Origin of the sequence: Streptomyces sp. NPDC051136 (assembly GCF_044455745.1) — a bacterium.
In the GTDB taxonomy this organism is placed as follows: Bacteria; Actinomycetota; Actinomycetes; order Streptomycetales; family Streptomycetaceae; genus Streptomyces.
Genome location: NZ_JBITFE010000001.1, coordinates 549,859 through 572,197, shown reverse-complemented (window position 1 = coordinate 572,197; position 22,339 = coordinate 549,859). Strand labels below are relative to the sequence as shown.

The following is a 22,339-nucleotide window of genomic DNA, read 5'->3' as shown; positions in this document are numbered from 1 at the left end:
CGGAAGGTCAGCGACGCCATGGACAGCCAGCACGAGAGCGCCCCCGCTTCCCGCCCACCGGAGTCCTCCCGTTCGGAGACCACGCTCCGCGTCAACGGCAAACCGCACACGCTCGCCGTCGACCACCGTCGTGTCCTGCTGGACCTGCTGCGCGAGGACCTCGGTCTCGCGGGCGCCAAGAAGGGCTGCGACCACGGTCAGTGCGGCGCCTGCACGGTGCTGGTCGACGGGCGGCGGGTCAACAGCTGCCTGCTGTTCGCGGTCGCCCTGGACGGCTGCGACGTCACCACCGTGGAGGGTCTCGCCGGGGACGGCGAGGAACTGCACCCGTTGCAGCGCGCCTTCCTGGACCGCGACGCCTTCCAGTGCGGGTACTGCACGCCGGGCCAGATCTGCTCCGCGGTCGGCGCGCTCGCCGAGGCCGCGGCCGGACACCCGTCCCACGTCACCGACCCGGCGGCGCCCTCCGGGGAGCCGGTCGCGCTGGACCGGGAGGAGATCCGGGAGCGGCTGAGCGGCAATCTGTGCCGGTGCGGCGCCTATCCGCGGATCGCCGACGCGGTCGAGGACGTGATCCCGTGAAGCCCTTCGCCTACGTACGCGCCGGCAGCGTCGAGGAGGCCACCGACGCCTTCGCGGCCCACCCCGGCGCCCGCTACCTCGGCGGCGGCACCAACCTCGTCGACCTGATGAAGCTGGGCGTGGAGACGCCGGCCGCACTCGTCGACGTGACCCGCCTGCCGCTGGACACCGTGGAGGAACTGCCCGACGGCGGACTGCGGGCCGGCGCGATGGTCCGCAACAGCGACCTCGCGGCCCACCCCGCCGTGCGCGACCGCTACCCCGCGCTGTCCCAGGCGTTGCTGGCCGGGGCCTCCGGGCAGTTGCGCAACGCCGCCACCACCGGCGGCAATCTGCTCCAGCGCACCCGCTGCCCGTACTTCCAGGACGTGTCCAAGCCCTGCAACAAGCGGGAGCCCGGCACCGGTTGCGGCGCGCTGGAGGGCGTGCACCGCGACCACGCCGTGCTGGGCCACTCCGACCGGTGCATCGCCACCCACCCGTCCGACATGGCGGTCGCGCTGGCCGCCCTCGACGCGCGCGTGGAGCTGCACGGCCCCGAGGGCACCCGGAGCGTGCCGGCCGCCGACTTCCACCGGCTCCCCGGTATGCACCCGGAACGGGACACGGAGATCCACCCGGGCGAGCTGATCACCGGCGTGGTCCTGCCCGGGGCCACCGCCGGGCTCCCCTCCGCCTACCGCAAGGCCCGCGACCGGGCGTCGTACGCCTTCGCGCTGGCCTCCGTCGCCGTCGTGCTGCACGTGGCGGACGGAGTGGTGGAGCGGGCCGGGATCGCCTTCGGGGCGCTGGCGCACCGGCCCTGGCGCGCCCGGCGGGCGGAGGACGCGCTGGTGGGGGCGGCGCCCACCACGGCGGCGTTCGAGCACGCCGTCGACCTGGAGCTGGCCGCGGCCGAGCCGCTGCGCGACAACGCCTACAAGGTGCCGCTGGCCCGCCGGCTGGCCCTGGACGTCCTGGGCCGGCTCGCACCGCCCGCCACGACCTGACGACTCCCGCGTCCACGAGGAGGACCCCCATGACCGCAACCGACGCCGTCCTGGGCGCTCCCGTCGAGCGCCGGGAGGGGCGGGAGAAGGTCACCGGCACCGCCCGGTACGCCGCCGAGGTCGACGCGCCGGGTCGCGCCCACGCCTGGCCCGTCCCGGCGACGATCGCACGCGGGCGGGTGACCGGCGTCGACGCCGCCCCCGCGCTCGCGCTGCCCGGGGTGTTCGCGGTGCTCACGCACGAGAACGCACCCCGGCTCGGCGATCCCGACGACCCGACCCTGGCCCTGTTGCAGGGCCCGCAGGTCCCGCACCGGGGCTGGTTCGTGGGTGTGGTGGTGGCCGAGACGCTGGAGGCGGCCCGTGCCGGCGCCGCCGCCGTCCGGATCACGTACGAGACCGAGGCGCACGACGTGACGCTCACCGCCTCGCACCCCGAGGCGTACGTCCCCGAGTCGGCCAACGGGGGTTTCCCGGCCGTCACCGAGCACGGGGACCCGGACGGCGGCCTCGCCTCGGCCGCGGCCCGGATCGACGTCGCGTACACGGTGCCGCCGCTGCACAACCACCCCATGGAGCCGCACACCAGTACGGCGCACTGGGACGGCGACCGGCTGACCGTGCTCTCCTCCAGCCAGGGCACCACGGCGGTGCAGAAGGAACTGGCGCGCCTGTTCGCACTGCCCGAGGACCGGATCACGGTGCGGGCCGAGCACGTGGGCGGCGGCTTCGGTTCGAAGGGCACCCCGCGTCCCGAGGTGGTGCTGGCCGCGATGGCGGCGCGCGAGACCGGGCGGCAGGTGACCGTCGCGCTGCCGCGCCGCTACCTGCCCGCCGTCGTCGGGCACCGGGCGCCCACCCTGCACCGGCTGCGGATGGGCGCGGACAGCGGCGGCCGGCTCACCTCCCTCGTGCACGAGGTGACGACGTACACCTCCCGGGTCAAGGAGTTCGTGGAGCAGGCGGCGGTCCCCGCCCGGGTCATGTACGGCACCCCCGCCCTGCGTACGGCGCACCGCGTGGCCGCGCTGGACGTGCCCACTCCGTCCTGGATGCGGGCCCCCGGCGAATGCCCCGGCATGTACGCCCTGGAGTCGGCGATGGACGAACTGGCCGCCGAACTCGGTCTGGACCCGGTGGAACTGAGGATCCGCAACGAACCGGAGACCGAGCCCGACAGCGGGAAGCCCTTCAGCAGCAGGCACCTGGTGGAGTGCCTGCGCGAGGGCGCCCGGCGCTTCGGCTGGGAGGGGCGCGACGCCCGCCCGCGGTCCCGCGCGGACGGCCCCCTGCTGATCGGCAGCGGGGTGGCATCGGCCACCTACCCGGTGCTGGTCTCCCCCTGCGTCGCCTCGGCCCGGGCGCTGCCCGACGGCGGTTTCCTGGTGCGGGTCAACGCCACCGACATCGGAACCGGAGCCCGTACGGTCCTCGCGCAGGTCGCGGCCGACGCCCTCGGTGCCCCGCTGGACCGGGTGCGGATCGACGTCGCCGACAGCGGCATCGGCTTCGCCCCGATGGCCGGTGGCTCCTCGGGCACCGCCTCCTGGGGGTCGGCCGTGCACGAGGCGTGCGTCCGGCTGGCCGGGCGGCTGGCGGAGCACCCGGGCCCCCTGCCCGACGAGGGGATCGCCGCGGAGGCCGACACCTCCGGCACGGTGGACGCCGAGAGCCCCTACGCCCGGCACGCCTTCGGTGCCCACTTCGCCGAAGTGAGCGTGGACACCGTCTCCGGTGAGGTACGGGTGACCCGGCTCCTCGGGGTCTTCGCCGCCGGGCGCATCCTCAACGCCCGTACGGCCCGGTCCCAGTTCATCGGAGGCATGACGATGGGCCTGGGCATGGCACTGACCGAGGACAGCACGATGGACCCGGTGTTCGGCGACTTCGTCGAGCGCGACCTGGCCTCCTACCACGTGCCGGCGCACGCCGACGTCGCCGACCTGGAGGCGTACTGGGTCGACGAGGAGGACGCCCACCTCAACCCCATGGGCAGCAAGGGGATCGGCGAGATCGGGATCGTGGGCTCGGCGGCGGCCGTCGGCAACGCCGTCCACCACGCCACCGGCATCCGGTTCCGGGAACTGCCGCTCACCCCGGACCGGGTGCTCACCGCCCTGCTCGCACACGAACACCCCCCGGGCACGCTGGGGGCCTGAGAACGCGAGCGTGGGGGGGGGGGGGGGGGGGGGGGGGGGGGGGGGGGGGCGCCGGGGGGGGGGGCGGGGGGGGGGGGGGGGGGGGGGGGGGGGGGGGGGGGGGGGGGGCGGGGGGCGGCGGGCGGGGCCCCCCGCCCCCCGCGGCCCCGCCCCCCCCCCCCCCCCCCCCCCCCCCCCCCCCCCCCCCCCCCCCCCCCCCCCCCACGCTCGGTGGGCGGGCCCAGAGGGCGTCGTCTGGATCTTGCCGAGGGCCGGGTCGGCAGCAGGGCACCGTCGCCCGGAGCCGGCCTGATCCGGACGGCCTAGGGCGCCGTACGGCTCGCCACGGCCACGCGGCGGGCCGGTCGGCGCCGCGCGGCGGCCGGCGCGGCCACCCGCACGCACAGCGCCAGCAGGGCGACGAGCGAGGCAGCCACGGCCACCGCGACCGCGATCCAGGTGGGTGCCAGCGTGAGGTCGGTGACCGGGGAGACCTGCACCGACGGGGTGGCGCTGCCGTAGAGCTTGGCCGCGGCGAGCGCCGCCGGTCCCACCACCGCCACGGCGAGCAGCGGCACGGCGGGCCGGACGGTCAGCAGCAGGGCGAGCAGCAGGCAGGCCGCCGACAGGCCCACGGCGACCCCGTAGGCCTGCGCGGAGGCGCCGGCGCGGTGCAGCGGGAAGAAGGCCACGCCGCATCCGGCCAGGACCGCGACGGCCAGCCGGGCGGGCCAGGCCGGGCCCCGGGCGGTGCGGCGCGCCGCGCGGTCGCGGTCACGCCCCGCCCGGTCACGGCCCGCACGGCCCTGGTCGCGCTCGCGCGCGGCGCGGGCCGCGTCACGGTCCCGCCCGTCACGGCTCCCGTCGCGCTCGCGTCCCCGGCCGAACGGCCGACGGCCGGCGCGGCCGCGGCGGTCGGCGCCGCCGAAGGCGCCGCTGCGCCGGGCCGGGCGGGCGGTGGTCCCCGGTTCTCCGTCCTCGTCGGCCGCGTCCTGGGCCGCCCGCAGTTGCCGGGCGTCGGGGCTCTCCGCTCGAACGTGGCCGTCCTCGGCGAGCCGCCCTATGAGTTCGACCAGTTCCTCGACGGGCCGGCCGGTGGCGGCGGCGCGGACGGCCTCCTGACCGCAGTGCGGCTCCAGGGGCGTGCGGTGCAGCAGCGCCATCAGCCGGGTCACGTCCTCCACGGAGCGGCACTCCGCCGCGGCCCGGATCGCCTCGTCCGCGCTGGCCGAGTGGCGCGGCGGCCGGGTCAGCAGGCTCACCAGCCGGGTGACGTCCTCGACGGACCGGTTCACGCCGACCGCACGGAGCGCGTCGACCGTGGCCTGTGCGTACTGCGGCGACTGCTCCAGCATCGTGATGAGGTCGACGACCTCCTCGAGCGGCCGGTCGGCGACGGCGGCGCGCACCAGGTCGCCGACGGGATCGCCGTACGTCTGCCCCTCTCCGTCGCGGGCCTGGGCGTCGGCGTCGGCGTGGCGCGCACGGGCGCCGGGCTGCCGGAAGCCGGGGCCTTCGCGGCCGGGGCCGCCGGGATCGTGGACCGGAAAGTCGGGGTCGGGCTCCGGTTCGGGGAGGTCGGCGTCGTCCAGGTCGTCCCACAGATCGCTGTCCCGCTCGGGCGAGGGACGGTCGGCGGCGGTCCGGGCACCTGGATCCGCGCCCGGCGGTCGCACCGTGCCGGTGGTGGTCGTCGTCTCCCCGGTGGGAAGGTCCAGAGCGGATATGGCGTACTCGGGCGAGCGAGGTGATGAAGAGCCGGTGTTCATGATCTCTCCGTGTGGTGGGGGTGCGGCCGCCCTGCGTCCCCGACATGCGACTCGCGCTTGTGTGCTGCCATTACTAGGCACGTCCGTCGCGCCGTGCCACTCCGGTGGGCCACAGGGATGAGAGAGTCCGGCCCGCGGCCTTGCCGCCGCCGCGAGCGGGCATCCGGGTAGGGAGGCGCGTGCCGCGCGCCGGAGGAGGCGCTGGTGGATACGACCACAGTGATCGTCGTGGCGGTGCTGCTCGCGGCGGTCGTCCTCGCGGCGGCGGTCGCCGTGCTGGTGCGCCTGGTCCGCACCCGACGGGACCTCAGGCGGGCCGGCCTTCCCACCGGTCCGCGCTGGGTGTTCTGGGGTGCCGTCCTCTATCTGGTCCTCCCGGCGGACCTGTTGCCCGATCCGGTCTACCTGGACGACGTAGGCGTGCTGCTGCTCGCCCTGCGCTCCGTGCGCGGCTCGATCGGCGCCCGGCCCGCCGCCCCGGACCGGCGGCGTTCCCCGGATTCGCCCGGCGACTACGCAGCGTGAGGAAACCATTCACCCGTTCGACTCGTATAAGTCTCTGGAAGCCGAAGGAAGTCGGCGGACCAGGTGACGGCACAGAAGATTTCGTCGCCTGATCGGCGCAGCACCGACTAGGGGAGAGACGATGCAACCGTTCGCGCTCAACTACGCACGGCCGGCTGTGGAGTTGGAAGCCACCACCGAGTACGTCTACGACTCCGGGCTGCAGTTGAACGTGCTCCTCGACGGGCGGGTGGCCGCCTGCGACCACGCGCTGCTCAGAGAGCTGGGGACCACGACCTCCACCGCGGGGTCGAAGACTCACTTCGACGACTGAACACGGGTCGTCGACGATGACCGTGCTGATCCTGACCTGTGAAGAGGACGTCACCGCCGACATGGTGGTGGTGCACCTGAACGCGTCGGGAGTGCCGGTGGTCCGCCTGGACCCCGCCGACCTCACCGACTCCGTCGCACTCTCCGGCGAGTTCGTGCACGGCTCCTTCCGGGGCCATCTGTCCGCGGGGGGCCGGCTGGTGAGCATCGGGGGGCTGCGGTCCGTCTGGGTTCGCAGGCCGGGCGGGGCGGCCACCCGGGCCGCCGAACCGTCCGCGTGGCTGACCGAGGAGGCCGGTCAGGCGCTCTACGGCATGCTCCGCGGCTCACCGGCGCGCTGGATGAACCAGCCCGACGCCGCACACCGGGCCAGGTACAAGCCCTGGCAGCTGCGCCTCGCCCAGCGGTGCGGGCTGCCCGTGCCGGCGACACTGATCACGACGTTCCCGCGGGCGGCCCGCGAGTTCGCCGAGCGCTACCCGGATCTGGTGGTCAAGCCCGTCTCGGGCGCCCATCCGCAGGATCCGCCGCTGGCCGTGCCGACCAGCAGGGTTTCGCCCGAGGCCGACTTCTCGGCCGTCGCCCACGGCCCGACGCTGCTGCAGCGCAGGGTCGCCAAGCGTGCCGACATCCGGCTGACGGTCGTCGGCGACGTGTTGCTGGCGGCGCGCAAGACGACGCCGGCGAGCCTGGACCCCGCGGAGGTGGACGTGCGGTTCACGGCGTCGGACGAGCCGTGGCGACCGGCCCGGGTGCCGCCGCGCGTCGCCGGGGGCGTCCGGGACTATCTCCGGGAGGCCGGGCTGGCCTACGGCGCGTTCGACTTCGCCGAGGACGGCGACGGCACCTGGTGGTTCCTCGAGTGCAACCAGTCGGGGCAGTTCGGCTTCGTCGAGGTGGAGACCGGCCAGCCGATCGCCCGCACCATCGCCGAGTGGCTGGCCCGGCCGGAGGACCCCGACCCGGTGGGCGCGGGCGGTCCGGGCACGGCGGCGGTCGGATGAGTGTCCCTCGGCACGCCTGCCCGCGGGCCGCCCGTCAGTGCGGGCGGGGGCCGGGCAGCAGGGCGGTGCGCTGCCAGCCGGCGCCGGGGGACGGCTGACGTTCGGGACCCGGCAGGTATCCGGGGGTGCGCAACGGCCGCATGACCACCTCCAGTTCCCTGCTCACACGCTCGGCGTCCCGCCGCACCTGCTCGGGGACGTCACCGCGTTCGGCGACGAGTCGGTCGTAGATGGGGGAATCCTGGAACACCCGTCAACGTGCCTTTCGTGTCGTCCGCCCCCGTACGGAGGCGCGACTGAGCAGTCTAGGCGCCCGTTCACCCGCCGGTGCGCATTCCGCCAGGATGTGAACAGCTGCTCAGCCTCCGGTCGTGGAGCCGGGCCGCACGATCATGAGAACGGTCACCGTGGCCCACAGCAGGTTGAACACGCCGGTGAACATGGCGAGCCGGGCCGTACCGGCCCGCTCGACGGGCTGCCGGTCGGCCAGTTGCCCGAGGAGCTCCTCCTGACGCGGCAGGACAAAGGCGGCCAGGAGGCCCGCGGCCGCCGCGGTGAGGGTGACGGACGCGATGAGCCAGGCGTCGCCCAGGACGCCCATCGAGGCGGCGGTGGCGAAGCCGAGGACCGGCACGGCGATGCCCAGACCGGCGTAGACCCGGCAGATGCGGTGCAGGAGCCGGACGGTGCCCAGGTCACCGGCGTCCGCCGCCGCCTGCCCTGCCCCGACGGCCGCCGCCACCGGCACCCGGCGGACGGCCGCGGGGAACATGCTGGCCGCGACGGTGACGGGGCCCACGGCGATGACGGCCGCGAGGACGTGGAGGGACAGCAGCAACTTGGTCATCGGGAGGGCTCCGGGAGCTGAGGCGGACGGCGCGGTGATCGATGACCAAGGTAGAAAGACGAAGCCGGCCCGCACAGTGGCGGGAACGACAGTTTCCCACGGGATCCCGCCAGCTCCTCCCACCCGTGTCTGCCCGACCGGACCGGCCCTGACCCGGCCTTCTGTGCGTGGCGGGAATCCGCCTAGGGTGGCGCCCATGCACTCGGTGGTGATCCTGGTCCTCGACGACGTGGTGCCCTTCGACATGGCGGCGCCCATGCAGGCGTTCGACTGGACGCGGCTGCCCGACGGGCGCCGCCCCTACCGGGTGTCGCTGTGCGCCGAGTCGCCCGAGGTGCGCACCGAGGGTCTCGCCCTGCGGATCGAGCGGGGTCTGGAGGCGCTGGAGACGGCGGACACCGTCATCGTGCCGGGCCGCTCGGAGGGGTCCGGCCCGCCCTCAGGTCGCGTCCTCGACGCGCTGCGCCGGGCGGCCCGCGCCGGGACCAGGATCGCGTCGGTGTGCGTCGGTGCCTTCGTCCTCGGGGAAGCCGGGGTGCTGGACGGGCTGCGGGCCACCACCCACTGGATCGCCGCCGCGGAACTGGCCCGCCGGTACCCGCTGGTGGAGGTGTTGCCGGACGTGCTCTACGTGGACAACGGGCAGATCCTCACCTCGGCCGGCGCGGCCGCCGGTCTGGACATGTGCCTGCACATGATCCGCCGGGATCTGGGTTCGGCCGTGGCCGCGCACTCCGCCCGGATGTGTGTCATGCCACTGGAACGGGAGGGCGGGCAGGCCCAGTTCGTGGTGCACGAGCACCCGCCCGTGCCGCGGGGCTCGGACCTGGAGCCGCTGCTCGGGTGGATCGAAGACAACCTGGCCGGGGAGCTGACGCTCGGGGCGATGGCGGCCCGCTCGGGGATGAGCGAGCGCACTTTCAGCCGCCGGTTCCGCGAACAGACGGGCACCACTCCGCTGCAGTGGCTGCTGCGGGCCCGGGTGCGACGCGCCCAGTACCTGCTGGAGAACGGGGACGATTCGGTCGAGAGGATCGCCCGGCAGGCTGGGTTCGGTTCGCCCACGGCCTTCCGGGAGCGGTTCCGCCGGGTGGTCGGCACCACCCCGTACAGCTACCGCGCGGCCTTCCGGGCGAAGTCCCCCGCGCCGTCGCGCCTCCCGTGAGCCCGGGCCGTGGAGCGGCCCCGGCTCGGCGGGGCGCTCCACGGCCCGGGCCGCGAGGTGCTGCGGTGTTCAGACGGCCAGTGACAGGCCGCTCTCCCCTTCGGGATCCACCGTGCGCGCCTCCGGTACCGTCCGCCCCTTGGCGAGCAGCAGGGTGTCCGCCTTCGCCACCGCGTCGTGGATGCTGGTCGTCGCCATCATCACGCACAGGGTGTAACTGACGTCCGCCAGCTCCCGCGCCGTCGTCGTCGACTCCCTCTCCGCCTGTGCGATGCGCAGCGACGCGTACCGCGTGAGCAACTTCCTGACGGCCTTCGGGTCCGGTTCGAGCACGAAGCGCCCCTCTCTCGATTTTCGCTGCGTATGCCCGAACCCGGTCAAACCAATCGCAGCACGCGCCCCCATGCCCGTAATTGACCAGATCCTGCCCATACCTGTCCGAGCGTCGCGATGGGTGGTCGACGACTCGGGGGAAACGGACCGGCCGCAGCGGAGCGGTCAGGCCACCTGGCCGCTGTGCAGGGCCGTGTAGGCCCCTCCCCGGGCGAGGAGTTCCTCGTGGGTGCCGGTTTCCTGGATCCGGCCCTCCCCCATCACCACGATCCGGTCGGCGCCGCGCACGGTGGACAGCCGGTGCGCCACGACGAACGTGGTGCGTCCGCGCAGCAGCCGGGACAGCGCCTGCTGGACGAGCGCCTCCGAGCGGGTGTCCAGCGCCGAGGTGGCCTCGTCCAGGATCAGCACCCGGGGGTCCCGGATCAGGGCGCGGGCGATGGCGAGGCGTTGGCGCTGCCCGCCGGACAGCCGAGCACCGTGTTCCCCGACCAGGGTGTCGAGGCCGCGCGGCAGCCGGTCGACGAACTCCAGGGCGTTGGCGTCGCGCAGGGCGGCGCGCACCGTCTCCTCGTCGGCGTCGTCCATGCCGTAGGCGACGTTCTCCCGGATCGTGCCGTCGAACAGGATCGACTCCTGCGGCACCACCGAGACGAAGCGCCGGTACGTGCGCAGGTCGAGGGTGCTCATGTCGGTGCCGTCCAGCAGCAGCCGGCCCGAGGTCGGCCGCAGGAAGCCGATCACCAGGTTGAGCACGGTGGACTTGCCGGCGCCGGAGGCGCCCACCAGTGCGACGGTCTCGCCGGGTTCGACGGAGAGGGTGAAGTCGCTGACCGCGGGGCGCCCGTCGCTCTCGTAGAGGTGCCCGACGCCGTCGAAGGTGACGGCTCCGCGCAGCGAGGTCAGCTCCGTCTTGCCCTCGTTGTCCTCCAGTTCCGGGGCCTGGAGCACCTCGCCGACCGAACGGACCGACTCCAGGCCCTTGGTGATGACCGGTGCCAGGCCCGCCAGTGTCGTCGTGGAGCCGGTGAGCGTGGTCAGGAAGGCGCTGAGCATGACGACGTCGCCGGCGCTGACCCCCCAGACGTCGTAGTACGAGATCAGCGCGGCGCCCGCGAGCACCAGGACGCCGACCACGTTGAGCACCACCCAGGACAGCGAGCCGAAGCGGCCGTTGACCAGGTCGAGGCGCATCCCGGAGGTGAGCAGCCGGTCCAGGGTGCCGTCCATGCGGCGCAGCGCCTTGCCCTCCAGGCCGTGGGCGCGGGTGACCGGGATGAGCCGGGTCATCTCCGTCACCCGCGAGGACAGTGTCTCGACCTCGTGGCGGAAGTGCTCGTTGTGGGTGCGCAGCCGGGCCCGGAGCCGGGCCACCAGCAAGGAGGCGGCGGGGACGACGACGAGGAAGACGGGCAGGAACTCCGGGGTGCGCACGGCGATGATCACGAGTCCGCCGGTGAGCACGGTGAACGCGCCGAGACCGGTCTCGGCGGTCTGCTGCACCATCTGTTCCACCGTCTCCACGTCCCGGACCACCTTGGCCTGCAGGACGCCGGCGCTGACCCGCGAGTGGTAGCCGATGGAGAGCTGCTGCATCCGCGTGCACAGGGCGGAGCGCAGGGCGGTGCCCATGCGGCGCACGCTGCCGTGGAGAAGACGGACGTAGAGCAGGTGCAGCGGGTAGTTGACCACCAGGATGAACATGATGATCCCGGTGCTGGTCCACAGGTCCGCGATCGGCCCGTGCTGGACGACGGTGTCGATGATGGCGGCGGTGATGAGCGGCAGCAGCCAGACGGGGCTGTGCTTGACGGTGAAGACGGCGACCGCACCGGCAAGTCGGCGGCGGTCCGCGCGGAGCAGGTAGACGAGGGTGCGTATCGGGTGTTCGCCCCGGTAGCGGTGATCGAGCGGTTTTTCCAACGACGACGCCATCGGCGTGGTCCTCCTGGTGACCGAATGGGGCAAGCGCTTGCTTCCCGCGCTTTCCTACCCCGTCGGCCAGAAGTGCGCCACAGTGTCCCGCGTACTGGAAGGGACCCGCGCCTCCTCCCCCGTGGAGGGCGCGGGTCCCGGCGCTCGGTCCTCCGCGGGCCCGGGTCTCGGCCCCCCGGGGGCTCAGTCCCCGAGGGTGCGGGCGAGTTCGGTGGTGGCGCGCGTGATCTCGGTGTCGTCCTCGGCCAGCAGTCGCTCCAGTCCGTCCCGCCGGGCACGGACGGCCTGCCGCGCAGCGCGCTCCCACACCACCGGGTTCTCACGGTGGTTGAGCAGCTTGGGGTAGGCGGTGGCGGTGGTCTCCCACTGCCGGGCGTCGGCGATGTTCTTGAGCAGCTGGATGATCTGCGCCCGGCAGCTCACCTGCGGCCGCTGCGCCAGCTCCCACAGGAAGGGAACGGTCGCGGCGGTCGCCTGCTCGACGACGAAGCCGTACTGGCAGATGCGCTTGCGCAGGTCCCCGAGTGCGGCGCGGGCGGTTTCGGCGTCACCCCGGGCGACCTTGCGCAGCAGGCGGGGAATGGCCGCCGCCGAGCCGGTGGAGTCCTGGATGTCGCTCCAGGGCACGCCGTCGAGGCCCGCCAGCGGGGCCGCGGCGCGGGGTGAGCCGGGCGGCTGCGTCTGGTGGTCGGTGCGCTGGATGCTCGGCTTGGGTGTCGGAGCGCTGCGCATGGTGTGGGGCCCTTCCGCGGCAGTCGGGTCAGGAGAGGGGACGGGTCGACAGCGTGGCCCAGACCGTCTTGCCCGCCGGGGGACGCGGGGCCCAGCCCCACTCCTCCGCGAGCGCGTCGACGATGCACAGGCCGCGTCCGTGCTCCTGGAGTGCGGAGCCGTCGGACGGATGGAACACGGGCGCGTTGTCCCCGGAGTCGGAGACGGTCAGCGTCAGCCGGGCCGCGTCCAGGACCAGCCCGAGCCCTACTTCCGGCGCACCGGCCGCCGCGGACGGCACCGCGTGCGTCACGGCGTTGGAGACGAGCTCGGTGATCACGAGGACCGCGTCGTCACCGCAGTGCTCGAGCGACCACCCGCGCAGTGTGTCCCGCGTGAAGGCCCGGGCCCGGGCGAACCCCTCACCGCTGCACGCCACGCGCAACGCGGCGGTGGCCGCCCGGCCGGCCGGGGCGAGGGCCCTCGCGTACGGAGCGGGCATCACCCCGTCGGTCCGGCGGGCGGACCCTGGCACCGGGTACGGGAGCCCTGCGGACCGGCTCGACGCACCCGCCTCCGACACGACTTCGCCGGGCGACCGGAGCGTTGGATGCGCAGGTGACGGCACAGCATCTCCCTGATGCGACGTCAGGACGAGGCACCAACCGGGGGGTTGACGCCGCAGCTATTATCCACGCTTAGAGCGCTCCCGTGCAATTGCACGGGAAATTGCGCGAAAAAAATCGGATGGGGGCGCTCGGGGACCGGCACGACTCGGTCCGCTCCCCCCGAACGGCAAGGAGACCGCGGTGCCACCAGTGCGCAACGGAGTGCAGGCAAGCCAGTTGGACGCCTGCTGGAAGAAGAGTCGGCACAGCAACGCCGAGGGCAACTGCGTCGAGGTCGCTCTCGTGGACGGGGGCATAGCGATGCGCAACTCCCGCTATCCCGACGGCCCCGCACTCGTCTACACCCCGGCGGAGGTGGCCGCCTTCCTGGCCGGCGCGAAGGAAGGCGAGTTCGACCACCTGGTGTAGCGCGGGGCGGTGCGACGGCCGCGGATGACGGGCGACGCGGCGACGGGGCGATGCGACGACGGGGCGACGGGACAGCCGGGCGGCCCGGACGGAAGCGGAGTCCAACTACCCGATTTCTACAGGCGGATGCGGCGGGCTGGTTCGGGATGAGATAGTCTTTTCTACAAGTCTGCCGGTCTGCTGGGAGTCAGGATGTCCGCCGCGTCGCATCGCATCTCCCGACTCGAACCCTATCTGGACCGGGTCGAGCCGGCTCCGACCCTGCTGAAGATGCTCGTCGGCGTACAGCTGGCGGGTTTCCGCGAGGACGCCGGCCTCTCCCAGGACCAGGCCGCCCGCGCCGTGGGGTTCAGCGGCGCGAAGCTCTCGCGCATCGAGTCGGGCAAGGGCCGCAAGCCTCCCACGGAGAGCGACGTCCGCGCCCTCCTCGAGCAGTACGGCACCGACGCCTACGAGACCTCGGTCCTGGTCAAGCTGTTGCAGCGGGCCGGTGAACCGGGCTGGTGGCAGCGGTACGACAAGCGCCTGATGCCCGAGTGGTTCGACCGCCTGGTCGGCCTCCAGGAGGCCGCGGCGACCATCCGTACCTTCGAGATCCAGTACGTCCCCGGTCTGCTCCAGACCGAGGCCTACACGGCGGCCGTGGTGGAGCGCGGCCTGCCGAACGCTCCCGCGGCCGAGGTCCGGCGCCGGGTCGAGTTGCGCAAGCGCCGGGCGGAGCTGCTGCACCGCAGGGACGCGCCGCAGCTGTGGGCGATCATCGACGAGTCCGTGCTGCTGCGCGTGCTGGGCAGCCGCGAGGTCATGCGCGAGCAGCTCGGGCACCTGGTCGAAATGGCGGAGAAGCCCCATGTGACGCTGCAGATCGTACCGCTGGACGTGACGCACGCGTCGGCGCCCGCGATCCCCGTCACCTATCTCCGCTTCGGCGGCGCCGATCTGCCCGACGTGGTCTACCTGGAGCACATCAAGAGCGCCAACTTCCTCGAGGACCGGGACGAGACCGAGGAGTACCGGGTGGCGCTGGACCGGCTGGCCGACGAGGCGCTGACCCCGCGCGAGTCGCTGGACCGCCTGCGGGAGACGATGGCGACGCGCTACGCCGCCACCACGTAGCAGGCAGAACGACACGAGGGGGCCATGCGCGATGCGCATGGCCCCCTCGTGTCTCCTGCGGGTGATCGGTGCGCCAGGACGGCGACGACGCTCAGCGCAGGCGGCCCAGGCCGCCGAACTCGATCCACTCGTCGGTGAGCTGACGCGGCGCCACCTCGGTGTCGGGACGCCAGGTGGAGACCTCCACGAGCCCGGGCTCCAGGATGTCCATGCCCTCGAAGAAGCTTTCGACGTCCTTCGGCTCACGCACCCGGCCCCAGTGGCCCTGGGTCGCCTGGTCCATGAAGTCCGTGACGAACTTGCGCACTTCGGCGTCCTCGCTGACCAGCTGGCACATCACTGCGAAGCTGCCGGGCACGAGCCGCTCGGTCACCCGGCGGACCACCGCCTTGGGCCCGTCAGTCTCGCTGTCCGGGATGCAGTGGAAGACCGAGTTGAACAGCACGGCGACCGGCTGCGAGAAGTCGATCAGACGCTGGGTGTCCGGATGGGAGAAGATCTCCTCCGTCGAACGCATGTCGGCGTGGATGACCGCCGTCTGGTCGTTCTGGTCGAGCAGCGCCCGGCCGTGGACCAGCACCATCGGATCGTTGTCGACGTAGACGACCCGGGAGTCCGGGGCGATGCGCTGGGCGACCTGGTGCACGTTGTCCTGGGTGGGCAGGCCGGAGCCGTGGTCCAGGAACTGGCGTATGCCGTAGTCCTCGGCGAGGACGCGGACCACGCGCGCGAGGAAACGCCGGTTGTTCAGGGCCAGCCGGCGGGTGCTGGGGACGACCTTGTCGAGTTCACCGACGGCCGCCCGGTCGGCCGCGTAGTTGTCCTTGCCGCCCAGGTAGAAGTCGTACATACGTGCCGCTGTCGGCACGTTGGCATCGATCTCCGTGGACAGCTGCTTGTCGGCTTGCATCGTTCCCCCAGCTCCGTACCGGTGCCAACTGGACTGGCATGACAGACAGTACATCCTACTGACCGCGTGGTCAGCCGAACCAGGGGGCGGACCGAGCGGCCGTCAATCCGACCATGAGGCCAGGGAGTTGACGGCCGCTCGGCCGACTCAGCCGCGCCCGGCCAGGTAGGCGTCCACGCCGGGGGCCTTGTGGGCGCCCTCCGCTCCGACCAGGCCGCCGACCGCCTTGGCGTCGGGCTTCAGCACGTACGTGGACCGGCTGGCCGGCGCGGTCACGTAGGTGAAGTTCTGCGGGGTGCCGAGCCCGGTGTCCGCGTTCTTCTGCGAGCGGTGCGCCTTGACCACGTCCTGCCGGGTGAGGCTGCCGCCCTCGCAGGCCTTCTTCAGGTCGATGCCCGTCAGCTGGGCGGCGTTGTACCCGGAGAGCACACCGGAGTCGACGGGCTCGCCCGGGTACGCCTTCTGGTAGGAGGCGACCATCTTCTTGACGCCCGGCAGGTCGGAGCTGACCGCCGGAGCGGCGCTGACCACGTGCACCATGGCCTCCAGCGCGGGGGCCGCCGGTGTCTTCAGCAGCTGGGGCGCGTAGCCGGGCGCGCTGGTGACGATCGGCACCTTCAGGCCGCGCGCCGCCGCCACCCCGGCGAGCGAGGCGGTCTGGGCGGGCCCCGCGCTGATCAGGATCGCCTTCACCCCGGCCTTGCTCAGGGCCGACACCTGTGCGGTCAGATCGGTGTCCGTGGCCTTGATCTTCTGTCCGGCGATCTTCATCTCCGCCTGTTCGGCGGCCCACTCGGAGCCCTCCAGCGCGTTGGCGCCGTAGTCGCCCTCGAAGTAGACGTGACCGATCGTGTCGCCCTTGGCGAGCTTCTGGGTGCGGGTGAGGAAGTCGACGGCGGCGATCATGTCGAGGTCATAGGTGGTGCCGAGGACCTGGACGGAGTCGCGGCCGAGCAGGGAGGCGGCCCAGGCCTGCGGGAAGGTCAGCATGTGGTCGCGCTCGATGTCGTCGAGCAGGGCGGCGACCACCGGGGAGCCGATGACCTGGGGCAGGGCGACGACGTCCGGTGCGATGTCGGCGTAGGCGGTGACCGCCTTCTGCACGTCGTAGCCGTGGTCCTTGACGACGATCTCGACCTTGCGTCCGCAGATGCCGCCCGCGGCGTTGGTCTCGTCCGCCCACATCTGCTGGGCCTGCACGATGCTCTTGCCGAGGGTGGCGTAGGGGCCGGTGAGGTCGGTCAGGGCGCCGAGTCTGACGGTCTTGTCGCTGACTCCGGGTCCGGCCTTGACGCCGTCGGCGCCGTCGTCGCTGCCCCCGCCGTCCGCCTTGGAGCTGCAGGCGGTGCCCGCGAGCAGCACGGCGGCCAGTGCCGCGGCCAGGGTGGCGGTCCGGGCGGTGCGGGCGGTGCGGGGCCTGGGGTGCGTGGCGTTCACGGGGTGTGCTCCTTGGCTCGTGCGGTGGTGTCGGTGGTGGTGGCGGGGACGGTGGTCCCGGACGAGGGGCGGTTGCCGGGCGGGCCGGTGACGGACGGGCGGCGGCGCAGGCGGGCCCGGGTGCGGCGGGCCAGTCCGTGCAGGCCGTCGGGGGCGTAGAGGAGGATGACGACGATCGCCGCGCCGTAGAGGTAGCGGGAGGCCTCGGTGGGGCCGATCGAGCCGTCGCCGGACCCCGGGGCGGCCACCAGCGGCAACTGGTCGGCGTAGCGGGTCATCAGCAGGGGCAGCGCGGTGACGAAGACGGCACCTGCGGTGGCTCCGGCCACCGAGCCGAGACCGCCGATGACGATCATGGCGAGGTAGTCGACGGAGAGGGCGAGGGAGAAGTAGTCGGGCACGACGCGGCGGAAGGAGAGCGCGAGCAGGACGCCGGCCAGGCCCGCGTACATCGACGAGACGACGAACGCGGCGGAGCGGTACCGGGCCACGTGGACGCCCATGACCGAGGCCGCCGTCTCGCTGTCGCGCAGTGCCACCAGGGCCCGCCCGGGGCGTCCGCGCAGCAGTCCGCGTGCGCTGAACCAGGTGACGGCGAACAGGACGAGCCCCAGGTACCAGAGCCGTTCCTCGGCGCCGAACGGGACGCCGAGGACGGTGAGTTCCGGGTCGGCCTCGGCGAAGGCGAAGCCGCCGAGCTCCAGGGGCGGCACCGAGCGGCCGTTGAAGCCGCCGGTGACGGAGTCCGCGGTGAGCAGGACGTGGTGGCCGAGGAAGACCAGGGCGAGGGTGGCCACGCCGAGGTAGACGCCCTTCACCCGCCCGGCGACGGGGCTGAACAGGCCGCCCGCCGCCCCGGCGAGGAGCACCGCGAGGACGAGGGCCACGGCGGGCGGCAGCCCGGGGCCGGGTTCGCCCGCAAGCCAGACGTACCCGTACGCGCCGACGGCGAGGAAGAAGGCGTGTCCGAGGGAGAGTTGTCCGGCGGTGCCGCTGAGCAGGCCGAGGCCGACGGCGCCGATGGCCGCGGCCATGGAGAACAGGCCGATGCGCAGCCAGAAGGCGTCCAGGTAGAAGGGCAGGGCGCACAGGAGGAGGGCGGTCACCAGGAGCGGACCGCGCTTGCGCAGGACGGGGCCGAGGTCAGACACGGGCCGCTCCCTTCGCGGCGAAGAGTCCGGCGGGGCGCACCAGCAGGACGAGCACCATCACGGCGTACGGCGCCACGTCGCCGAAGCCCTCGCCGAGCACGTGCAGGTCGGACTGGTATCCGGCGGCGAAGGCCTCGGTGAGACCGATCAGCATGCTGCCGACCAGGGCGCCGACCGGGGAGGTCATGCCGCCGAGGATGGCGGCCGGGAAGGCCTTCAGCGCGATCTGCCCGGTGGTGCGCTCCAGTCCGGGCGCCGGGAAGGCGACGAGGAAGACGGCGGCGAGCGCGGCCAGTCCGCCGGCCAGGCACCAGGCGAGGGCCCGGACGCGGGTGAGCCGTACGCCCATGAGGGCGGCGGCTTCGCGGTCCTCGGCGGCGGCGCGCAGCGACAGGCCCCAGGGTGTGAACCGGAAGAGGGCGAAGGCCGCGCCGATGGCGACGGCGGACACCACGATCGCGGCGATGCGGCTGTCGGCCACGGTCACCGGGCCGAGGTCGGTGACGGCGGAGCCCCAGGGGTCGCCGAGCGGCAGCAGGTCGCCGCCGATGCGCCGGGCGAGGTCGGTGACCAGCACGATGTCGATGCCGATCGTGACGATGGTCTGGACGTGGGCGGCGTGCGGGTCGCCCCCGCCGACACGTTGCAGCAGCACCCGGTCCAGCAGCCCGGCTACGGCCGCCGTCACGAGGACCGCGAGGGCGAGCGCCCCGGCGAAGCCGAGGTCGTCGTGGAGGACGGCGACGAGGTAGCCGCCGAGCAGCAGCAGTGAACCGTGGGCGAAGCTCAGGACGCCGGAGGCCTTGAAGATGGTGACGAACCCGAGGGCGATCAGGGCGTAGACGGAGCCCAGGGCGAGGCCGTTCAGGAGGCTGTCGAGGAAGCCGGTCATGCCGCGTCCTCCCCCGTGGCGGTGCCGAGGTAGGCGCGCAGCACCTCGGGGTCGCGCCGGACCTCGTCGGGTGTGCCGTGGGCGATGGCCCGGCCGAAGTCGAGGACGGTGACCTCGTCGGCGAGCCGCATGACCAGGCCCATGTCGTGCTCGACCAGCACGACGGAGAGGCCGAGTTCGGCGCGGACCTCCCGGACGACCTCGGTCATGCGGACGCGTTCGGCGGCGTTCATGCCGGCCACGGGTTCGTCGAGCAGCAGGACACGGGGCTCCAGACACAGGGCGCGGGCGAGTTCCACCCGTTTGCGGTCGCCGTACGACAGCAGCGCGACGGGTGAGTCGAAGTGGGCGCCGAGGCCGGTGAGTTCGGCGATCTCACGGGCCCTGGCGAGGTGGGCGCGCTGTTCGCGCACGGCGCGGGGCAGCCGCAGGGCGCTGGCGGCGAATCCGGCGCGGGACAGGGCGTGCCGGCCGAGCATCAGGTTGTCGGCGACGGTGCCCTGGGTGGTGACGATGTTCTGGAAGGTGCGGGCGACGCCCAGGGCGGCGATCCGGTGCGGGGCGAGCCGGGTCAGCTCGGCGGCGCCGAGCCGTACGGTGCCGGCGGCGGGTCGGTACAGGCCGGACAGGACGTTGAAACAGGTGGACTTGCCGGCGCCGTTGGGCCCGATGACGGCGTGGACGCTGCCGGGGGTGACGGTGAAGGAGACGTCGTCGAGGGCGAGCAGACCGGCGAAGCGCACGGTCACGCCCCGCACCTCGAGCGCGCGGGGCGCGGCGGGGGTGGTCACGCGGCCCCCTTGTCTTCGGTGTCGTCGGTGGTGTCGCCCAGGTAGAGGCGGCGCACGGCGTCCGTCCGCGCGAGTTCGGCCGCCTCGCCGGAGAGCCGGATCTCGCCGACCTCCAGGACGTAGGCGTGTTCGGCGAGCGACAGCGCCATGCCGGCGTTCTGTTCGACGAGGAGTACGGCGGTGCCCTGGGCGTTGATCTCCCGGACGACCTCCGCGATGCGGTCGACCATCATCGGGGCGAGGCCGAGCGAGGGCTCGTCGAGGAGGAGGAGGCGGGGCGCGGCCATCAGGGCGCGGCCGATGGCGAGCATCTGCTGTTCGCCGCCGGACAGCAGACCGGCGGCCTGGCGGGTGCGTTCGGCGAGCCTCGGGAACAGGCTGAAGACGCGGTCGCGGGCCTCGTGGACCTGGGCGGGTGCCCGCCGGTTCAGGCCGAGTCCGCCGGCCCGCAGGTTCTCGTCGACCGTGAGTCCGGCGAACACCCGCCTGCCCTCGGGCACCTGGACGACCCCGGCGCGTACGGCGGCGACCGGGTCCCGGCCGTCGAGGACCGTGTCGCCGTAGCGGACGCGGCCGGCCGTGACGGCTCCGCGGTGCAGGCGCAGGGTGCCCGAGACGGCCCGCAGCAGCGTCGTCTTGCCGGCGCCGTTGGCACCGAGCAGGGCGACGACGGCGCCGTGCGGGACGGTCAGGGACACGGAGCGGAGGGCGGACAGGGCGCGTCCGTACGTCACATCGAGGCTCTCGACGTGCAGCGCGGGCGCGCCGTCCGGTGGTGCTGCGGGCATCGCGGCTCCTTGGGACCGCGCCGGGGAGGCACGGTGACGGTGAATGGGGGGGAGCTCACGACAGCACGGGCGCCGGGGGCCGTACAGGGGCCTCGGGCAGGGTCGCTGCGGGGTCCCAGTCCGGGGCGGCCGAGTCTGTGCGGATGCCCATGCGGGCGGGGCCGGAACGCCGCCCGGCACGTCCCGGGCAACCCGGCGGGTGAACCGGCCGCGCGGCACGAGCCCCGGCCCGCGGGGCGGCGGACCGGGGCTTGCGGAGGGGCGGGCCGGGCTTGCGGAGGAGCGGCCCCCGCTCGTGCAGAGGTGGGCCGGCCTTACGCAGAGGCGGGCCGCGCTCGCGCAGAGGTGGGCCGGGCTTGCGGAGGGCCGGACCGCTTACGCCAAGGGCCAGGGCCGCCTACCAGGCGAGGGCTGGCGAAGGGGCGGGGGCCACCCCGGAGGGGCAGAAGAGAGGGGCAGGGGCGCCCGAAAGGGCAGAAGGCACCGGAAAGGGGGGGGGCCGCCGAGGGCGGAGGCCACCCAACGGGCAGAGGCCACCCAGGGGGGACGGCCACGCATGGGTCGGCGCGGCGGAGATTCCGGGGACGGCCATCACGGGCTCGGCCCCGCCACGTGCCTCAGTCGCGCAGCACGCGGTGGGCGGTCAGGGCCAGGCTGAACTCGACGACGTCGGCCGGGCGGGCCAGGGAGCGGCCGGTGAGCTGTTCGCAGCGGCGGAGGCGGTTGAGGACCGTGTTGCGGTGGCAGTAGAGACGCTCGCCGGCGCGCTGGGCGGAACCGTCGCAGTCCAGCCAGGTGGTGAGGGTGTCCAGGAGCACCTCCCGGTCGGCGGGCTCCAGGCGGAGCAGGGGCCCGAGCACCTTCTCGGCCAGCGCCCGGCCCAGATCGGGGCTGGAGACGACCAGGGCGGCGGGGAGCTGGTCGGCCAGGCGCACCGTGCCGCCGGCCGCGGGGCAGATGCCCAGGGCCGTGTCCGCGAGCCTGCGGGCGTCTCCGACGGCGGCGAGGCCGACGACGGGGCTGCCGACGCCGATCCGCAGGCCGGGGTGGAGGGCTGGGCCGTGTCGTCCGCCCCCCGGCCCGGGCGGGTCCTCCGGCAGTCCCTCGCGGTCACCGACGAGGACGATCCCGTAGTCCGTCTCGGGCCCGGCGTGCCAGTGGACGCGGCTGCCCGGCGGTACGGCCGCGGCGCGGGCGACGTCGGACCGGGCCGGGGGTCCGCCGGCCACGGCGACGACGACGTACCGGCCCTGTTCCGGCAGGTCCAGGGCCCGGGCGGCCTCCGGCAGGTCGGCGATGCGGCCGGTGCCGTCGAGCAGGCCGGCTGCCAGCAGCCGGGCCCGGTTCTCGCGGCGCCGGTCGATCTGCCACTCGGTCTGCCGGTAGGCGTCCGCGACGAGGGTGCAGTGCTCGTCGACGAAGTTCCACACGTCGGCGGCCACGTGCACGAGGAGCCGTACGTCTTCGGGGGCGGCCCTGGACGTCTCCTCGACCAGCCGCTGCCACACCAGCGAGCCGCCCAGCCGGAAGGCGTGCAGCAGGGCGTCCAGCGGAAGCCCCTGTTCGGCGCGGGCGGCGCCGATCCGCCAGGAGCAGCGGCGGGCCGCGTCCCGGGCGCCGCGCGGGTCGAGCAGCGAGGCCACGCTGTGGCGCAGCGAGCGGTGGGCCTCCTGCCAGGTGGCGGCGGGGTCCTTCGTGACGCTCGCCCGGTAGGCGGGCTCCTGCTCCTCCAGCAGGGCCACCAGCCGGTCGGTCAGGTCGGGCAGGTCGTCGAGCAGGGCGCGCGCGGCCCGGTGCAGGACGCGCAGGGCGTCGGCGTCGATCAACGACGTGACACCGGGTGTCCGCGGGCGTGGAACGGGCGTCAGCCCGGTGCGGATCGCTCGTGACCGTACGGCGTGCTGCAT

23 protein-coding genes are annotated in these 22,339 nt (G+C 73.8%); 9 read left to right on the top strand and 14 right to left on the bottom strand.

The window, feature by feature from the left end; translation table 11 throughout:
* Nucleotides 1-18: 18 nt before the first annotated feature.
* From ACIBCJ_RS02470 to ACIBCJ_RS02460, 3 genes are read left to right on the top strand one after another with little or no spacing between them, the layout of a single operon-like run.
* Complete coding sequence (locus ACIBCJ_RS02470; RefSeq protein ID WP_362092370.1) at nucleotides 19-582, top strand: 2Fe-2S iron-sulfur cluster-binding protein; 564 nt, start codon at nucleotides 19-21, stop codon at nucleotides 580-582.
* Nucleotides 579-1,571 (top strand): xanthine dehydrogenase family protein subunit M, encoded by a 993-nt coding sequence (locus ACIBCJ_RS02465; protein WP_362092367.1) that lies wholly within the window; start codon nucleotides 579-581, stop codon nucleotides 1,569-1,571. Before ACIBCJ_RS02470 ends, ACIBCJ_RS02465 begins: the two co-directional genes overlap by 4 nt.
* A gap of 29 nt (nucleotides 1,572-1,600) precedes the next feature.
* Nucleotides 1,601-3,730 carry a xanthine dehydrogenase family protein molybdopterin-binding subunit gene (locus tag ACIBCJ_RS02460; RefSeq protein WP_365978729.1) on the top strand — a complete coding sequence of 710 codons (2,130 nt, stop codon included), beginning with the start codon at nucleotides 1,601-1,603 and terminating at the stop codon, nucleotides 3,728-3,730.
* Nucleotides 3,731-4,032: 302 nt separating this feature from the next.
* On the opposite strand, the gene ACIBCJ_RS02455 is transcribed toward ACIBCJ_RS02460, so the two are convergent.
* The gene (locus ACIBCJ_RS02455; protein ID WP_365978730.1) at nucleotides 4,033-5,478 is read right to left on the bottom strand and encodes a hypothetical protein; all 1,446 of its coding nucleotides are present in this window, start codon (nucleotides 5,476-5,478) and stop codon (nucleotides 4,033-4,035) included.
* A gap of 204 nt (nucleotides 5,479-5,682) precedes the next feature.
* Between ACIBCJ_RS02455 and ACIBCJ_RS02450 the strand changes: the two genes are divergently transcribed.
* From ACIBCJ_RS02450 to tgmB, 3 genes are all read left to right on the top strand, one after another.
* Nucleotides 5,683-6,003, top strand: coding sequence for a YkvA family protein (locus tag ACIBCJ_RS02450; protein ID WP_362092359.1), 321 nt, complete (start codon nucleotides 5,683-5,685; stop codon nucleotides 6,001-6,003).
* Nucleotides 6,004-6,124: 121 nt separating this feature from the next.
* The gene (tgmA, locus tag ACIBCJ_RS02445) at nucleotides 6,125-6,316 is read left to right on the top strand and encodes a putative ATP-grasp-modified RiPP (RefSeq protein WP_133884868.1); all 192 of its coding nucleotides are present in this window, start codon (nucleotides 6,125-6,127) and stop codon (nucleotides 6,314-6,316) included.
* 16 nt (nucleotides 6,317-6,332) lie between these two features.
* Nucleotides 6,333-7,319, top strand: coding sequence for an ATP-grasp ribosomal peptide maturase (gene tgmB, locus ACIBCJ_RS02440; RefSeq protein ID WP_365978731.1), 987 nt, complete (start codon nucleotides 6,333-6,335; stop codon nucleotides 7,317-7,319).
* Nucleotides 7,320-7,353: 34 nt separating this feature from the next.
* Here tgmB and ACIBCJ_RS02435 read toward each other — a convergent pair whose 3' ends face one another.
* A complete protein-coding gene (locus tag ACIBCJ_RS02435; protein ID WP_133884870.1) occupies nucleotides 7,354-7,569 on the bottom strand; it encodes a hypothetical protein in 216 nt (71 codons plus the stop codon).
* Between the two features lie 108 nt (nucleotides 7,570-7,677).
* The gene (locus tag ACIBCJ_RS02430; protein WP_365978732.1) at nucleotides 7,678-8,166 is read right to left on the bottom strand and encodes a hypothetical protein; all 489 of its coding nucleotides are present in this window, start codon (nucleotides 8,164-8,166) and stop codon (nucleotides 7,678-7,680) included.
* Nucleotides 8,167-8,362: 196 nt separating this feature from the next.
* Here ACIBCJ_RS02430 and ACIBCJ_RS02425 point away from each other — a divergent pair, with 196 nt between their 5' ends.
* Nucleotides 8,363-9,331, top strand: a complete 969-nt coding sequence (locus tag ACIBCJ_RS02425) for a helix-turn-helix domain-containing protein (RefSeq protein ID WP_362503573.1) — start codon at nucleotides 8,363-8,365, stop codon at nucleotides 9,329-9,331.
* A 69-nt stretch (nucleotides 9,332-9,400) separates the two neighbouring features.
* On the opposite strand, the gene ACIBCJ_RS02420 is transcribed toward ACIBCJ_RS02425, so the two are convergent.
* The 4 genes from ACIBCJ_RS02420 to ACIBCJ_RS02405 all read right to left on the bottom strand — a co-directional run bounded on the left by ACIBCJ_RS02420 (nucleotide 9,401) and on the right by ACIBCJ_RS02405 (nucleotide 12,812).
* The gene (locus ACIBCJ_RS02420; protein ID WP_362092344.1) at nucleotides 9,401-9,664 is read right to left on the bottom strand and encodes a DUF5133 domain-containing protein; all 264 of its coding nucleotides are present in this window, start codon (nucleotides 9,662-9,664) and stop codon (nucleotides 9,401-9,403) included.
* Nucleotides 9,665-9,829: 165 nt separating this feature from the next.
* Nucleotides 9,830-11,599 carry an ABC transporter ATP-binding protein gene (locus ACIBCJ_RS02415; protein ID WP_362503576.1) on the bottom strand — a complete coding sequence of 590 codons (1,770 nt, stop codon included), beginning with the start codon at nucleotides 11,597-11,599 and terminating at the stop codon, nucleotides 9,830-9,832.
* Nucleotides 11,600-11,782: 183 nt separating this feature from the next.
* Nucleotides 11,783-12,331, bottom strand: coding sequence for a hypothetical protein (locus ACIBCJ_RS02410; protein ID WP_362092338.1), 549 nt, complete (start codon nucleotides 12,329-12,331; stop codon nucleotides 11,783-11,785).
* Nucleotides 12,332-12,359: 28 nt separating this feature from the next.
* Nucleotides 12,360-12,812, bottom strand: a complete 453-nt coding sequence (locus tag ACIBCJ_RS02405) for an ATP-binding protein (RefSeq protein WP_399281634.1) — start codon at nucleotides 12,810-12,812, stop codon at nucleotides 12,360-12,362.
* A gap of 307 nt (nucleotides 12,813-13,119) precedes the next feature.
* Between ACIBCJ_RS02405 and ACIBCJ_RS02400 the strand changes: the two genes are divergently transcribed.
* Nucleotides 13,120-13,347 carry a DUF397 domain-containing protein gene (locus tag ACIBCJ_RS02400; RefSeq protein ID WP_362092332.1) on the top strand — a complete coding sequence of 76 codons (228 nt, stop codon included), beginning with the start codon at nucleotides 13,120-13,122 and terminating at the stop codon, nucleotides 13,345-13,347.
* 192 nt (nucleotides 13,348-13,539) lie between these two features.
* Nucleotides 13,540-14,463 (top strand): helix-turn-helix transcriptional regulator, encoded by a 924-nt coding sequence (locus ACIBCJ_RS02395; RefSeq protein WP_362503585.1) that lies wholly within the window; start codon nucleotides 13,540-13,542, stop codon nucleotides 14,461-14,463.
* A 91-nt stretch (nucleotides 14,464-14,554) separates the two neighbouring features.
* Here ACIBCJ_RS02395 and ACIBCJ_RS02390 read toward each other — a convergent pair whose 3' ends face one another.
* The 7 genes from ACIBCJ_RS02390 to ACIBCJ_RS02360 all read right to left on the bottom strand — a co-directional run bounded on the left by ACIBCJ_RS02390 (nucleotide 14,555) and on the right by ACIBCJ_RS02360 (nucleotide 22,339).
* Entirely contained in the window at nucleotides 14,555-15,373 is an 819-nt protein-coding gene (locus ACIBCJ_RS02390) for an SAM-dependent methyltransferase (RefSeq protein WP_362092326.1), read from the bottom strand.
* Nucleotides 15,374-15,520: 147 nt separating this feature from the next.
* Nucleotides 15,521-16,810: an ABC transporter substrate-binding protein gene (locus ACIBCJ_RS02385; RefSeq protein WP_365978734.1), complete on the bottom strand. Its 1,290-nt coding sequence runs from the start codon at nucleotides 16,808-16,810 to the stop codon at nucleotides 15,521-15,523.
* The gene (locus ACIBCJ_RS02380) at nucleotides 16,807-17,961 is read right to left on the bottom strand and encodes a branched-chain amino acid ABC transporter permease (protein ID WP_365978735.1); all 1,155 of its coding nucleotides are present in this window, start codon (nucleotides 17,959-17,961) and stop codon (nucleotides 16,807-16,809) included. Before ACIBCJ_RS02380 ends, ACIBCJ_RS02385 begins: the two co-directional genes overlap by 4 nt.
* The gene (locus ACIBCJ_RS02375) at nucleotides 17,954-18,853 is read right to left on the bottom strand and encodes a branched-chain amino acid ABC transporter permease (protein ID WP_362092316.1); all 900 of its coding nucleotides are present in this window, start codon (nucleotides 18,851-18,853) and stop codon (nucleotides 17,954-17,956) included. Before ACIBCJ_RS02375 ends, ACIBCJ_RS02380 begins: the two co-directional genes overlap by 8 nt.
* Nucleotides 18,850-19,644 (bottom strand): ABC transporter ATP-binding protein, encoded by a 795-nt coding sequence (locus ACIBCJ_RS02370; protein ID WP_365978736.1) that lies wholly within the window; start codon nucleotides 19,642-19,644, stop codon nucleotides 18,850-18,852. Before ACIBCJ_RS02370 ends, ACIBCJ_RS02375 begins: the two co-directional genes overlap by 4 nt.
* A complete protein-coding gene (locus tag ACIBCJ_RS02365; RefSeq protein WP_362092312.1) occupies nucleotides 19,641-20,432 on the bottom strand; it encodes an ABC transporter ATP-binding protein in 792 nt (263 codons plus the stop codon). The genes ACIBCJ_RS02370 and ACIBCJ_RS02365 overlap by 4 nt, the downstream gene beginning before the upstream one ends.
* A gap of 617 nt (nucleotides 20,433-21,049) precedes the next feature.
* Entirely contained in the window at nucleotides 21,050-22,339 is a 1,290-nt protein-coding gene (locus ACIBCJ_RS02360) for a helix-turn-helix domain-containing protein (RefSeq protein ID WP_362092310.1), read from the bottom strand.